This window comes from Bradyrhizobium sp. 134 (assembly GCF_023074155.1).
Classification (GTDB): Bacteria; Pseudomonadota; Alphaproteobacteria; order Rhizobiales; family Xanthobacteraceae; genus Bradyrhizobium.
In genome coordinates, this window is record NZ_JADPKX010000016.1 from 107,354 (window position 1) to 120,454 (window position 13,101).

The window sequence follows — 13,101 nt, forward strand, 5'->3', positions numbered from 1 at the left end:
CCTTCATGGCGGTCTACACCGACGTTGCCGCCGACGAGCTTGCGGACTTCCTCAACCAATACGATCTCGGCGAGTTGCTCTCCTACAAGGGCATCGCCGAGGGCGTCGAAAATTCCAACTTCCTGCTGCATACGACCAAGGGGTCGTTCATCCTCACGCTCTATGAGAAGCGCGTGGCGAAGAACGATCTGCCGTTCTTCCTCGCGCTGATGACGCATCTGGCCGAGCACGGCGTCAACTGCCCGCTGCCGGTGAAGGGAACGGACGGCGAGGCGTTGCGCGAGCTGTCGGGCCGGCCCGCCGCCATCATCACCTTTCTCGAAGGCGTCTGGCCGCGCAAGCCGAGCGCGGCCCATTGCGCCGGCGTCGGCGAGGGGCTCGCCAGGATGCATCTGGCAGGTGCGAATTTCGCGATCAGGCGTGCGAACGCGCTGTCGGTCCCGGGCTGGCGGCCGCTGTTCGATGCCGCGTCACAGCGGGCCGACGAGGTGCAGCCCGGCCTGCGCGCGTTCCTGGGCCACGAGCTCGACTACCTCGAGAGTGGCGTCTGGCCGACGCAGCTGCCCGAAGGCGTGATCCACGCCGACCTCTTCAACGACAACGTCTTCTTTCTCGGAGACAAGCTCTCGGGGATCATCGACTTCACCTTCGCCTGCAATGACTGGCTCGTCTATGACGTCGCGATCTGCCTCAACGCCTGGTGCTTCGAGCCGGATCATTCCTTCAACGTCACCAAGGCGCGGGCCTTCCTCAATGCCTATGGCCGCGTGCGAAAGCTGTCCGAGGCGGAAGAGGCAGCGCTGCCGCTGCTCGCGCGCGGAGCTGCGATCCGCTTCCTGCTGACGCGGCTGGTCGACTGGCTCAACGTTCCGCTCGGCGCGCTGGTCAAGCCGAAGGATCCGTTGGAATATGTCCGCAAGCTGCGCTTCCACCAGAGCGTTTCCAGCGTGCGCGACTACGGGCTGATGCCGTCGGGGCTGATGGCGTGAGCGAGCTTCCGATTGTCACGATCTACACCGACGGCGCCTGCTCGGGAAATCCGGGGCCCGGCGGCTGGGGCGCGATCCTGAAGTTCGGCGACAAGGAAAAAGAACTGAACGGTGGTGAGCGCCACACCACCAACAACCAGATGGAATTGATGGCGGCGATCTCCGCGTTGGAAGCGCTGAAGAAGCCGTGCACCGTCGATCTCTATACCGACAGCCAATATGTCCGTCAGGGCATCACCGGCTGGATCCACGGCTGGAAGCGCAACGGCTGGCGCACCGCCGACAAGAAGCCGGTGAAGAATGTCGAGCTATGGCAGCGCCTCGATGCCGCGCTGAAGGCTCATGACGTGCGCTGGCACTGGGTCAAGGGCCACGCAGGGCATCCCGAGAACGAACGCGCCGATCAGCTCGCGCGCGACGGGATCGTGAAGGCGCGGTTGCAGGCGCGGGTGGCGGAGTAGCGCGCGGTCGGCGCTCCAGTCTCAACTGTCATCGTCCGCGAAGGCGGGCGATCCAGTACGCCGCGGCCTCTCGATTTAACAACAACTGTTTCTGGAATACTGGATGCCCCGCTTTCGCGGGGCATCCAGTGTCGTTTGTGGCTGAAAGCGATGGCCGCTTACAGCTGCCCGAGCAGAGTATCGCCGCCGGACACCTCGACCTTGCCAGGCATCGCCTCGAGGTTCAGCTTCTTGACCACGCCGTCCTCGACCAGCATCGAATAGCGCTTGGAGCGGATGCCGAGACCGTTGCCGGAGGCGTCGAGCTCCATGCCGATCGCCTTGGCGAAGTCGGCATTGCCGTCGGCCAGGAAGATGGCCTCGTCGCGCTGGTCCGTGTCGCGCTTCCACGCGTTCATGACGAAGGCGTCGTTGACGGAGACGATGGCGATGGTGTCGACGCCCTTGTCCTTCAGGGCGTAGGCGTTGAGGAAGATGCTCGGCAGATGCATCTTGTGGCAGGTGCCGGTATAGGCGCCGGGCACCGCGAACAGCGCCACTTTCTTGCCTTTGAAGATATCGTCGGTGGTCTTCACCTGCGGGCCTTCCGCCGTCATCACGCGGAATTTCGCCTCGGGCAGCTTGTCGCCAGTCTGGATCGCCATCGTCAGTCTCCCTGAAAATCGGTCCCGCTTTTTAGACCGTGCGGCGGGCCTGCACAATATTGCCGGCACGGATAGTGACCCGGAGGCGGTGAGGGCGGGACCTTCACCTTTATGTCATCAGCCGGCGAACCCGCCGCCGTCGAGGAAGGCCTGCTCGTCCGGCGTGGTGTCGCGGCCGAGCAGACGGTTGCGGTGGGGGAAGCGGCCAAACCGCCGGATGATATCCGCGTGCTCCCGCGCGTATTTCAGGTTTTCGGCATTGTCGGTGTTTTGAAACAGCGCGACGCAGTGCAATTGATCGGGCAGGTACTCGGAATGCATGAAGGGCAAATAGAGGAATTCGAGCAGGACCGGGTCCATCCTTTGATCTGCACCCCGCGCAATGGCGCGGCGGGCGACGTCGCGCGCCAAAGCGTCGCTGGCAAAGGCCTGCGACGTGCCGCGAAACATGTTGCGCGGAAACTGGTCGAGCACGATGACGAGCGCGAGTGCGCCCTCGTCGGTCGCCTCCCATGACAAGAGCTCGCCGGCGACCGCCTTCTGCCACAGCGCGAGAAAGCGGCGCCTGACCTCAACGTCGAATGCGTCATTGCGCTCGTACCAGGCATCGCGGCCGGCCTCGCGCCAGAAGGCGAGGACGCCGGCCGGACTGATGTTGCTGTCGTCGGTCATGAACGAAAGAGGCGCTTACGCCGCTTCCGCCTTCTTCTCGTCGCGCAGCTGCCGGCGCAGGATCTTGCCGACGTTAGTCTTCGGCAGGTCGGTACGGAATTCGATGTGCTTGGGCACCTTGTAGCCGGTCAGCTGCTCCTGGCAGAACTTGACCAAGGCCTCCGCCGTGAGGTTCGGGTCCTTCTTGACCACGAACGCCTTCACCGCCTCTCCCGACTTGGAATCGGGAATGCCGATGACGGCGCATTCGAGCACCCCGGGGTTGCTCGCGATCACTTCCTCGATCTCGTTCGGATAGACGTTGAAGCCGGAGACCAGGATCATGTCCTTCTTGCGGTCGACGATCTTGGTGTAGCCCCTCTCGTCCATGATGCCGATGTCGCCGGTGCGGAAATAGCCGTCCGCAGTCATCACCTTGGCGGTCTCCTCCGGCCTGTTCCAGTAGCCCGACATCACCTGCGGGCCTTTGGCGCAGATCTCGCCGGGCTGGCCGAGCGGCATCTCGTTGCCGTCGTCGTCGCGGATCGAGATCCAGGTCGAGGGCACGGGGATGCCGATGGTGCCATTGAACTCGGGATCGGTCGTGGTGTTGCAGGTCAGCGTCGGAGATGTCTCCGACAGGCCGTAGCCTTCGGCGATGGAGCAGCCCGTGATCGCCTTCCACTGCTCGGCGACCGGACGCTGCACCGCCATGCCGCCACCGTTCGAGATCTTCAGCTTGGAGAAGTCGAGCTTCTTGAAGTCGGGATGGTGCATCAGGCCGTTGTAGAGCGTGTTCACGGCCGGGAAGTTGTTGACCTGGTACTTCGCCAATTCCTTGATGAAGCCCGGGATGTCGCGCGGATTGGGGATCAGGAGATTGCAGCCGCCGGCGCGCACCGCGAGCAGGTAGCAGGCCGTCAGCGCGAAGATGTGATAGAGCGGCAGCGCGCAGACGACCATCAGTTGATCGACATGTGGCGGCGCGGCCATCGCTGGCTGCAGCCAGGCGTCGTTCTGCAGGACGTTGGCGACGATGTTGCGATGAAGCAGGGTGGCACCCTTGGACACGCCGGTGGTGCCGCCGGTATATTGCAGGAAGGCGACGTCGCCGGGCGACAGCTTCGGCTTGTTGAAGGCCAGAGAGCGGCCGGCGGAGATCGCGTCGTTGAAGGACACCGCGCCTGGCAGCGACCAGGCCGGCACCATCTTCTTGACGCGGCGAACGACCAGATTGACGATCACGCCCTTGAAGCCGAGCAGGTCGCCCATGCTGCCGACGATGACGTGCTTGACTTGTGTCTTCGCGATCACCTGCTCGACGGTGTGGGCGAAATTCTCCAGCACGATGATGGCTTCGGCGCCGGAATCCTTGAGCTGGTGCTCGAGTTCGCGTGGCGTGTAGAGCGGATTGACATTGACCACGGCGAAACCGGCGCGCAGCACGGCCGCGGTCGCGACCGGATATTGCAGCACGTTCGGCATCATGATCGCGACGCGGGCGCCGCGTTGCAGGCCTCGCCCTTGCAGGTAGGACGCCATCGCCAGCGACATCTGGTCGAGATCGCGATAGCTGATCGACTTGTCCATGCAGATGAACGCCTTGCGGTCGGCGAACTTGGCGAAGCTCTCCTCCAGAAGGTCGACCAGCGATGAATATTGCGTCGGCTCGATATCGGCGGGGACGCCGGGCGGATATTGCTTAAGCCAGATGCGCTCCATGGAAACTCCCCTCATTGACCAGAGCCCGTTGTGTCTCGGGCTTGCCTCATTGCCGTCAGTATCGAGCCTGCCGGAACGGGTGGCAAGCGGTCGAGCCTTAGGACAAACGTCAGGGAGTGGCTACCGGAATCCTCGCAATGGCGCTGCCGCAACTGCGAAGTGCGGCGCGGTCTCGGCTCGCGTCGGCCGTTAACTGTTGTTGGCCGGCTTGGCGGGCTTGGTCGCGGCCTTGGGTTTGGCGGGCTTGGCCGCCTGCTCGCCGCTTGCCGCAGGCTTTGCCGCCGCATCGGGCTTGGCTGCGGCATGCTTGGTACCGGCCGGCTTGGTTGCGGATTTGCCGTCGGCCGGCTTGGCGGCCGCCACCGGCTTGCTGTCGGGCTTTGCCGCCGCCGTCTTGGCATCCTTCGGCTTGTCTGCCGCGTCGGGCTTTTTGGCGACGCGCGACTTCTTGCCACGCGGCTTTGGCGTGGCTTGCTGGTCGGCATCGGCCGCGACCGCCGCGATCAGGGCGGTCCCGGTGCGGGTCGGACCGGTATACACCAGCACGGGCTCGGCCGCCGCCGGGGCCGAGGCCATCAGCTCGGAGGCCTTCATCAGCGGCGGCTGAAGCCCGGCCGTGAAGAAGGTGACCTGAGCTTCGCCGCCCGTGGCCGAGGCGGACCCGGACGTGCCGCCATTGGTCGCGATCAGTGCGTCGTCATCGTCGCTGGCCGGCCGCTTGCGATGGCCGCCGCACATGTCGTCACGCAGGTTCGGCGGCGAGGCGTCGACCGGCACCAGCTTGTCCACGGTGCCGAGCGAGGGCCGGAGCCAGGTGAGATTGTCTTGCGAGAAGCCGCGCTCCAGCAGCTGCGCCGCCTTCACCGCGCGCGCGGTCCCGGAGTTGGCGCCCAGCACGACGGCGATCAGCCGGCGGCCGTTGCGGGTGGCCGATGCGACGAGGTTGTAACCGGAGGCGCAGATGAAGCCGGTCTTGAAACCGTCGGCGCCGGGATAGCGGCCGATCAGCTTGTTGAAATTGCCAGTGACGCGCTTGCCGAAGCGGATTGCCGGAATATGCACGAAATACTCGTACTCGGGCAGGTCGCGCAGGAACGAGCGCGCGAGAATGCCGAGATCCCGTGCGGAGGTGATCTGTCCATCGGCGGGCAGGCCGTTCGGATTGACGTAGCTCGTCTGCGTCATGCCGAGCTTCTGTGCAGTGTCGTTCATCAGCGCCGAGAAGCCGTCGATCGAACCGCCGACGCCTTCGGCGAGCACGACGGCCATGTCGTTCGCCGACTTCACCATCATCATCTTGAGTGCGTTGTCGACGGTAAGCTGCGTTCCTGGGCGGAACCCCATCTTCGAGGGCGACTGCGAGGCTGCGGTCGGCGACACCGTGAGGATGGTGTCGAGTGTGAGCTTGCCGTCCTTGACCGCCTTCAGCGTCACATAGGCGGTCATGATCTTGGTGACGGAAGCCGGATACCAGGGAATGGTCGCGTTTTCCGCCTGCAACACCTTGCCGCTATCGGCCTCGATCAGAAGCAGCGCTTCGGCGCCCGCCGCGCGCGGCGCGAGCAATGCGCCGCAGGCGAGTGTCGCGGCGAACAGGTTGAACAGGGATTGACGAAGCAGCGGGCGAAGAGCGTGCACTATCCGATTCCGGTCCTTGGAGACCCGCCGGTTCCGGTCGGCTCTCGTGATCTGATGTTCGGTTCTGAAATCCAGCGCCGCCGCTTGCGGCGCCGCAAACCTATACCGGCTGGTGCGTCGGGAATAGGGGCATCAGCGGGGTATTCCGCAATGAAATGGGCCGAATTTCGACGATATGATGGGGACTTGCCAAGGCGACTTGCTAAGATGACTTGGCGGCCGTCGCGGCAGCCTCAGCCGCTGTCACGCTGGCCCGTACGTTCTCCTGAACCATGAACTGAGCCCTGGCGAGGTCGGCGAAATGGCCGCCTTTGGCCACGAGTTCATCGAAAGTTCCACTTTCGATCACACGCCCGTTCTCGAACACCAGGATGCGCGTGGCATTGCGGATGGTGGAGAGGCGATGGGCGATCACGAAGGTGGTGCGGCCCTTCATCACTTCGTCGAGAGCGGTATTCACCTTCGCCTCGGTGACGGCGTCGAGTGCGCTGGTCGCCTCGTCCAGGATCAGGATCGGCGGATCCTTCAGCAGTGCACGTGCGATCGACAGCCGCTGGCGCTCACCACCCGACAGCATCCGACCGCGCTCGCCGGCATTGGTCTCGAAGCCGCCGCTGCGCTCGATGAATTCGAGCGCCTGCGCACGCTCCGCCGCCTTGCGCATCTCGGCCTCGGTGGCGTCCGGCTTGCCGACGCGCAAATTCTCCGCGATCGAGCGGTTGAACAGCAGCGCCTCCTGAAAGACCACGCCGATGTTCCGCCGCAGCGATGTCAGCGTCACCCCGCGCACGTCCATGCCGTCGATCCTGATGAAGCCGGACTGTGGATCGAAGGCGCGATGCAGCAGCGCAATCGCCGTCGACTTGCCGGCGCCGGTTGCGCCGACCAGCGCGATGGTCTGGCCGGGAAGCGCGGTGAAGGAGAGGTCCTCGACCGCCGGCCGCTTGCCGTCATAGGAGAAGGTGACGTCGTTGAATTCGACGAGGCCGGAGAGCCGACCCGCATCGATCGCGTCGTGCCGGTCGTGCACCGCAGGCACCGCATCGAGCACGTTGAAGAACTCGCGCAGGCGCGGGGCTTCCATGAACACGTTGTTGATGAAGCTCACGACCTGCTCCAGCTTCTGGATCAGAAGCGTCGCGAAGCTCACGAACATCACGATCTCGCCGACCGAGGTCAGCCCCTGGTCGTGCAGCGCGATGCCGAAAGTGAAGATCGCGAGCACAGTGATCGTGGTGGAGGCGCGCGTGATGACGGTGACGAGGGCCCACCACGACAGCACCGGCATTTGCGCCGCTAGCAACTCGTCGGCAACGGAGCGCAGGCCCTTCACCTCGGAATCGATGCGCACGAAACTCTGCACCAGCGCAACATTGCCAAGGGCGTCGGAAGCGCGCGCGGAGAGCTCGCTGTAGTGCTCCTCCACCTCCATCTGCATGCCGAAAGTTCTGCGCACCACGAAGGTGGTCAGCGCGGTGAAGACGATGCAGAGCACGAACAGCAGGATTGCAAGCCGCCAGTTCAGGTAGAGCGACAGCGGCAGCAGCACCACGACCGAGAGGATCGCGGCAAAATGCTCTCGAAAGAAGCCGACCCATAATCGCCACAGCGCATCTGTGCCGTTCAGCATCACCTTCATCAACCGGCCCGAATGGGTGCCCGAATGGAAGGTCAGCGGCAGCTGCATGATGTGCTCGAAATAGTCCGTCAGGACCGCCTGCCGCTGGCGGTGGGAGAGCCGGTCGGCCTGCAACGCTACGACCGCGCTGCAGGCGATGGTGAACAGCCCGAACGCGACCCATGCAACCAGGAACGGCCAGGCCGAGTTGGAGCCTGCGACCGTCTTGCCCGAGAGCACATCGACGATCCGGCCGAACAGCACCGGTTCGGCGAATTGCGAGCCCGCAAGCAGGAGATTGACGACCGCGAGCAGCCAGCCCAGTCGTGCCTCCTTGCCGAGCAGCTCGAGAACGCGGGTGTAAAGGCGGAGAATGGGCATGGGCGGGGAGCTCGGGCGGATCGAACGGAGTGAGCCCATACTCTAATCAGGGATCGGCTGCGAGATATAGCGGAAGCTGTCGGTTTTGCTCAGTTGATCAACCGCCCTGCAACGGGCGGCAAGAACCTGCCGTCGAAGATGTCGCCCGCCGCCGGCCGTTTGCGGAATTTGAAATCCTGCCCGATCTGGTCGATCGCGCGATCCATGCGCGCCGGGTCGATGTCGCCGAGGCCGTTGCGACGGACCTCGTCGGTCAGGATGTTGTCGACGAGGACGGTGCGCAGGCGCTCCAGCTCAAGATCGCGGTCGCCGTCCTCAATGCGGCTCGCGGCCTCGTCCGCCGCACGCGCCGGCTCCTTGACGGTCGCGTTGATGCCGGCGATCAATGCGCGGACGAAGCCCTTCACGGTGTCCGGCTTGGCCGCGGCGAAAACCGGGTTGACCACGACGGCAAAGCCATAGGCCTCGCAACCATAGTCGGCATAGCGAAGCGCGACGAGATCGCCGCCTGGTACGCCGCGGTCGCGCAGGTTCACTGCCGAGAGATAGCTGAAGCCGGCGACGGCATCGACCTGTCCCGCGGAGAGGATCGGCTCGCGCACCGCGGCGCTGATCTTGTGGAATTTCACGTGAGCCGTGTTGATGCCGTTCTGCTGCGCCAGCGCCGGCCACAGCCGCATCGACAGATCGCTATCGGCAACGCCGACGGTCTTGCCGTCCAGGTCGGGCAGGAGGTGGATGCCACGGCTCCTGCGGGCGACGATCGCGTAGGGCGCGCGGTTGAACAGCACGAACACCGCCTTGACCGGTGTCGCATCCTTGTCGCGGAAGCGGATCAGCTCGTTGATGTCGACGAGCGCGAGCTCGCTGTCGCCCTTGGCGACGCGCGCAAGCGCCTCCGGCGATCCGGCGGCGCTGCTAAAGGAGACGTTGAGACGCTCGGCTCCGAAGCTGCCGTCCTTTGCGGCAAGAAAGAACGGCGCCATGCTCGCATCGATCGGGCGGTCGAAGGTGAAGTGGATTGCAATGGAGGGCGCGGCGGTTTCGGCCGCGGTAGCATCGCGCGCAGTCAGCGCCGCAAGAGAAATTGCAGCGGCCAGCAGGCCGCGAAGAGCGATTGTCGCGAATTCGAACATCAGTGGCGCCGGTCCGGTGTTATGATTTGGTGACGCTCGGAGCGCCGGCTGGCGACAAGCTTGTCCGCGTCAATATGAACGGCGGATGAGCGGCGGTTGCGTCACGATCACGCAACCCCGTTCAGCTTGTGTTGGGGTTGGGGAACCCAACATGGGATGCGGGTGTTTGAGAGACACGAGCCTGTCATCAGGCACCATTCGAGGTCCCAAGGAGGGTCCAGGACATGTTTGACAGATTTTCAGGATTTGCCGGCCGTAAGGCCGTTCTCGCTACCGCCGCGGTGCTGGCGCTGACCGCAATGACCCCGACCGCTTCGTACGCGGGCGGCCGTCATTGGCATGGTGGCGGCGGCGGTGCGGCCTTTGCCGGCGCGGCCATTGCCGGTGCTATCGGCACCGGCCTCGCAATCGCCGCGACCCGTGACGCCTACGCCTATGATGCTCCTGCCTATTACGGCGGCGGCCCGGTCTACTACGACGACGGTCCGGTCTATTACGGCGGCGACTCGTATATCGGTCCGCGCCCGTATCACCGTTGCGGCGGCCCGTACCAGTCCGCGCAGGGCGGCCAAGGCAACCTTTCGACTTGCTACTAGCTTTGGCTAGCAAATGTTGGCCGGCCGTCGCGCTCGCTGCGACGGCCGGCTTTTTTGCTTTTGCTGCCGTGCGTTAACGTCCCCGCCACGGGTTTAGAGTAGCTTCGCGTACATGAGTGATTCGCTCGAGCGGCTATATCTGGCTGTGCTCGCGGCCAGGGACCTTGATCCGGCAACATCGCGCACCGCGCGGCTGTTTCAGCGCGGCCCGTCAAAAATGGCGAAGAAGCTGGCTGAAGAGGCTATCGAGGTCGTCATCGACGCGGTCAACGGCGATAGCGAAGCCGTGATCCGGGAAAGCGCCGACCTGCTCTACAATCTGACCGTGCTCTGGGCCTCGGCCGGCGTGCGCCCTGAGGACGTCTGGCGCGAGATGACGCGGCGTGAAGACATGCTCGGCATCGCCGAGAAGCTGCCGAAGTCGGCGATGAAACTGCCCAAAGGTGCGTCACCGCGTGTCGCCGCCAGGCGGCCAATCGTCGCGCTCGAAGGCCGTACCGCGCGCAAGCGCCACTAGTATTGGCACGAATCGGTCCCATCTCGGCATGGACAAATCCGTCCCATGGTGCTTCATCGCGGCGCCATGCTGAAACGTATCTACGACTGGTGCATCGACGCCGCTCACAAGCCTTACGCGCTCTGGATCATGGGCGCCGTGGCTTTCGCTGAAAGCTCCTTCTTTCCCGTCCCGCCGGACGTGATGCTGATCCCCATGTCACTGGCGCGCCCGCAACGCGCCTGGGTCTATGCGGCGATCTGCACTGCGACGTCGGTGCTGGGTGGCCTGTTGGGCTACGCCATCGGTGCGCTGCTCTTCGACTCGGTCGGCCATTGGCTGATCGAGGTCTATGGCCTCGGCGGCAAGGTCGACGCCTTCCGCGCCTCCTATGCCGAATGGGGCGCCGTGATCATCCTGCTCAAGGGCCTGACACCGATCCCCTATAAGCTCGTGACCATCACGTCCGGCTTTGCCGGCTACAATATCGGGCTCTTCATCCTGTGCTCGATCGTGGCGCGTGGCGGGCGCTTCTTTATCGTGGCGATTCTGCTCAACCGCTACGGCGATTGGATCCGGGTCAAGATCGAGAAGCATCTCGGATTGGTGGTGGCAATCGGCGCCGCGGTGCTCGTGCTCGGCTTTGTCGTCGCAGTCAAATTGATCTAACCCCGAAGGCGCTTTGCCGCTGCGTCTCGTTCGGCTACGGTTGCCGTCATGATGCTTCGATCCGGCAATCCGGTCCTGCGACTGGGCAGGCTGATATTTTCGGCGCTTTCGGTCCTGCTCCTTGCCGGCGGTACCGGATGGCCGCAATCCGCACCGCCGGCGCTCGGCTTGCAGGAGCAAGGACCGCAGGCCGCACCGGCGCCCTCGACAGCCCCTCCGTCGCCGCCGGTGCATGAGGAAAATCCCGGGCTGATCAACGAAATGGGCAAGCTGTTCGACAAGCTGCCCTCGATCCTGCCGCCGATCAAAAGCCCGAGCGAGACCATGAACGATTTGTCGCGCCTGGCGAAGCCGTCGACCATGGTGTCGGGGCGCGTGGCCTGTCCGGCCTCGTCGAACGGCGCGCCCGACTGCAAGCTCGCCGCCGACAAACTCTGCCAGAGCAAGGGCTACACGGAAGGCAAGAGCCTGAATGCCGACTCCGCGGAAAAGTGCTCGGCCAAGGTTCTGATTCCGGGCAGGCAACGCAAACCGGATGACTGCCGCACCGATACCTTCGTCACCAGCGCGCTGTGCCAGAACTGAGGACGTCGCGCGAGCAAGCAAGGAGCGCCCATGAGTCGCACGGAGCAGGACTTCCTCGGACAGCGTGAGATCGCCGACGACATCTATTACGGCGTCCAGACCATCCGCGGGAAGGAGAACTTCCACATCACCGGCATTCCGATGAACCAGGAGCCTTACTTCGTAAAGGCGCTTGGTTACGTCAAGAAGGCCGCCGCCATGGCCAACCGCGATCTCGGGGCGGTGGACACCAAAGTCGCGGAAGCCATTATCGTGGGCTGCGACCGCGTCATTGCCGGCGATATGATGGACCAGTTCGTCACCGACTTCATCCAGGGCGGGGCCGGCACCTCCACCAACATGAACGCCAACGAGGTGATCGCCAATCTCGCGCTGGAATCGCTCGGCTTTGCCAAGGGCGATTACCAGCACGTCAGCCCCAACGATCACGTCAATTACGGCCAGTCGACCAACGACACCTATCCGACGGCCTTTCGGCTGGCGCTGATCCTGCGGCTCGAGAGCTACATGACGGCGCTGCGTCAACTCCAGGAGGCGTTCTTCGCCAAGGGCAGGGAGTTCGATCGCGTGCTGAAGATGGGCCGCACCCATCTACAGGACGCGGTGCCGATGTCACTCGGCGCCGAATTCCGCGGTTGGGGCACCACCATGGGCGAGGAGGTCGATCGAATCTCCGAGGCCCGCGCGCTGCTGCGCGAGATCAATCTCGGCGCGACCGCGATCGGCACCTCCGTCACCGCTGCGCAGGGCTATCCCAAGCTCGCGGTCCGGCATCTGAGCGCGCTCACCGGCGTCGACTTCATCCTTGCAGGCGACCTCGTCGAGGCGACGTCGGATACCGGCGCCTATGTGCAGCTCTCCGGCGTCCTCAAGCGCACCGCGAGCAAGCTGACCAAGATCTGCAACGACATCCGCCTGCTCGCCTCGGGCCCGCGTGCCGGCTTCAACGAGATCAACCTGCCGCAGCTTCAGCCGGGCTCCTCGATCATGCCGGGCAAGGTCAATCCTGTCATCCCCGAGGTCGTCAACCAGACCAGCTTCCTCGTGATCGGGCTCGACACCACCGTGACGCTCGCGGCGTCCGCGGGTCAGCTCCAGCTCAATGTGATGGAGCCGGTGATCTCGTTCGCGCTGTTCTTCTCCATCCGCACCATGGAGCGCGCGGTCAACAGCCTGCGCGAGAATTGCGTCGTGGGCATCACTGCCAACGAGGAGCATACCCGCAACATGGTGCTGAACTCGTTGGGTATCGTTACGGTGCTGAAGCCGCTGCTCGGCTACAAGCAATGCGCCGAGATCGCGCGCGAGGGCTACAAGAGCGGCAAGTCACTGCACCAGATCGTCGTGGTCGAGCGTAAGCTGCTGACGCAGGAGAAATGGGACGAGATGTTCTCGTTCGAGCGGCTGATCAATCCGGACCTGATTGCGTGATGGCGTCGTCCCGCGCTGAATTCCGCGGCTTGGAATTGCGGTAACGCCGTCCTCCACGGCACCAAAACGCACTACTTGACAGTG

Annotated in this window: 13 protein-coding genes; 7 read left to right on the plus strand and 6 right to left on the minus strand. The window is 64.2% G+C overall.

The features are described 5' to 3' along the window. Nucleotides 1-5: 5 nt before the first annotated feature. Both IVA75_RS06145 and rnhA read left to right on the plus strand, forming a co-directional pair. On the plus strand, nt 6-989 hold the full coding sequence (locus IVA75_RS06145) for a homoserine kinase (RefSeq protein WP_247285750.1): 984 nt from the start codon (nt 6-8) through the stop codon (nt 987-989). Next, nucleotides 986-1,450, plus strand: coding sequence for a ribonuclease HI (gene rnhA, locus IVA75_RS06150; RefSeq protein WP_007597503.1), 465 nt, complete (start codon nt 986-988; stop codon nt 1,448-1,450). The genes IVA75_RS06145 and rnhA overlap by 4 nt, the downstream gene beginning before the upstream one ends. A gap of 158 nt (nt 1,451-1,608) precedes the next feature. Here rnhA and IVA75_RS06155 read toward each other — a convergent pair whose 3' ends face one another. The 6 genes from IVA75_RS06155 to IVA75_RS06180 all read right to left on the minus strand — a co-directional run bounded on the left by IVA75_RS06155 (nt 1,609) and on the right by IVA75_RS06180 (nt 9,240). After that, the gene (locus tag IVA75_RS06155; RefSeq protein WP_027565673.1) at nt 1,609-2,094 is read right to left on the minus strand and encodes a peroxiredoxin; all 486 of its coding nucleotides are present in this window, start codon (nt 2,092-2,094) and stop codon (nt 1,609-1,611) included. Nucleotides 2,095-2,211: 117 nt separating this feature from the next. Continuing rightward, entirely contained in the window at nt 2,212-2,766 is a 555-nt protein-coding gene (locus IVA75_RS06160) for a DUF924 family protein (RefSeq protein WP_247285752.1), read from the minus strand. 15 nt (nt 2,767-2,781) lie between these two features. Further along, nucleotides 2,782-4,467, minus strand: a complete 1,686-nt coding sequence (locus IVA75_RS06165; RefSeq protein ID WP_027514214.1) for a long-chain fatty acid--CoA ligase — start codon at nt 4,465-4,467, stop codon at nt 2,782-2,784. A gap of 189 nt (nt 4,468-4,656) precedes the next feature. Further along, entirely contained in the window at nt 4,657-6,105 is a 1,449-nt protein-coding gene (locus IVA75_RS06170) for a D-alanyl-D-alanine carboxypeptidase family protein (RefSeq protein WP_027565671.1), read from the minus strand. Between the two features lie 202 nt (nt 6,106-6,307). Further along, nucleotides 6,308-8,104 carry a glucan ABC transporter ATP-binding protein/ permease gene (locus tag IVA75_RS06175; protein ID WP_247285754.1) on the minus strand — a complete coding sequence of 599 codons (1,797 nt, stop codon included), beginning with the start codon at nt 8,102-8,104 and terminating at the stop codon, nt 6,308-6,310. A gap of 89 nt (nt 8,105-8,193) precedes the next feature. Further along, nucleotides 8,194-9,240: an ABC transporter substrate-binding protein gene (locus tag IVA75_RS06180; protein ID WP_247285755.1), complete on the minus strand. Its 1,047-nt coding sequence runs from the start codon at nt 9,238-9,240 to the stop codon at nt 8,194-8,196. Between the two features lie 224 nt (nt 9,241-9,464). On the opposite strand from IVA75_RS06180, the gene IVA75_RS06185 reads away from it, so the two are divergent. The 5 genes from IVA75_RS06185 (at nt 9,465) to IVA75_RS06205 (ending at nt 13,017) form a co-directional block, all read left to right on the plus strand. Then, nucleotides 9,465-9,836 carry a hypothetical protein gene (locus IVA75_RS06185; RefSeq protein WP_027565668.1) on the plus strand — a complete coding sequence of 124 codons (372 nt, stop codon included), beginning with the start codon at nt 9,465-9,467 and terminating at the stop codon, nt 9,834-9,836. Between the two features lie 112 nt (nt 9,837-9,948). Then, nucleotides 9,949-10,353, plus strand: a complete 405-nt coding sequence (gene hisE, locus IVA75_RS06190) for a phosphoribosyl-ATP diphosphatase (protein ID WP_027565667.1) — start codon at nt 9,949-9,951, stop codon at nt 10,351-10,353. Nucleotides 10,354-10,398: 45 nt separating this feature from the next. After that, on the plus strand, nt 10,399-11,001 hold the full coding sequence (locus IVA75_RS06195) for a YqaA family protein (protein WP_081747784.1): 603 nt from the start codon (nt 10,399-10,401) through the stop codon (nt 10,999-11,001). A 48-nt stretch (nt 11,002-11,049) separates the two neighbouring features. Beyond that, a complete protein-coding gene (locus IVA75_RS06200) occupies nt 11,050-11,586 on the plus strand; it encodes a hypothetical protein (RefSeq protein WP_027565666.1) in 537 nt (178 codons plus the stop codon). Between the two features lie 30 nt (nt 11,587-11,616). Continuing rightward, nucleotides 11,617-13,017 carry an aspartate ammonia-lyase gene (locus tag IVA75_RS06205; RefSeq protein ID WP_027565665.1) on the plus strand — a complete coding sequence of 467 codons (1,401 nt, stop codon included), beginning with the start codon at nt 11,617-11,619 and terminating at the stop codon, nt 13,015-13,017. The last annotated feature ends 84 nt before the right edge of the window (nt 13,018-13,101 follow it).

Excerpts from the sequence above, each read along its gene's own strand:
- IVA75_RS06145 (WP_247285750.1), top strand. The coding sequence starts at position 6 with ATGGCGGTCTACACCGACGTTGCCGCCGACGAGCTTGCGGACTTCCTC.
- IVA75_RS06155 (WP_027565673.1), bottom strand. The coding sequence starts at position 2,094 with ATGGCGATCCAGACTGGCGACAAGCTGCCCGAGGCGAAATTCCGCGTG.
- IVA75_RS06160 (WP_247285752.1), bottom strand. The coding sequence starts at position 2,766 with ATGACCGACGACAGCAACATCAGTCCGGCCGGCGTCCTCGCCTTCTGG.
- IVA75_RS06165 (WP_027514214.1), bottom strand. The coding sequence starts at position 4,467 with ATGGAGCGCATCTGGCTTAAGCAATATCCGCCCGGCGTCCCCGCCGAT.
- IVA75_RS06175 (WP_247285754.1), bottom strand. The coding sequence starts at position 8,104 with ATGCCCATTCTCCGCCTTTACACCCGCGTTCTCGAGCTGCTCGGCAAG.
- IVA75_RS06180 (WP_247285755.1), bottom strand. The coding sequence starts at position 9,240 with ATGTTCGAATTCGCGACAATCGCTCTTCGCGGCCTGCTGGCCGCTGCA.
- IVA75_RS06185 (WP_027565668.1), top strand. The coding sequence starts at position 9,465 with ATGTTTGACAGATTTTCAGGATTTGCCGGCCGTAAGGCCGTTCTCGCT.
- hisE (WP_027565667.1), top strand. The coding sequence starts at position 9,949 with ATGAGTGATTCGCTCGAGCGGCTATATCTGGCTGTGCTCGCGGCCAGG.
- IVA75_RS06195 (WP_081747784.1), top strand. The coding sequence starts at position 10,399 with ATGGTGCTTCATCGCGGCGCCATGCTGAAACGTATCTACGACTGGTGC.
- IVA75_RS06200 (WP_027565666.1), top strand. The coding sequence starts at position 11,050 with ATGATGCTTCGATCCGGCAATCCGGTCCTGCGACTGGGCAGGCTGATA.
- IVA75_RS06205 (WP_027565665.1), top strand. The coding sequence starts at position 11,617 with ATGAGTCGCACGGAGCAGGACTTCCTCGGACAGCGTGAGATCGCCGAC.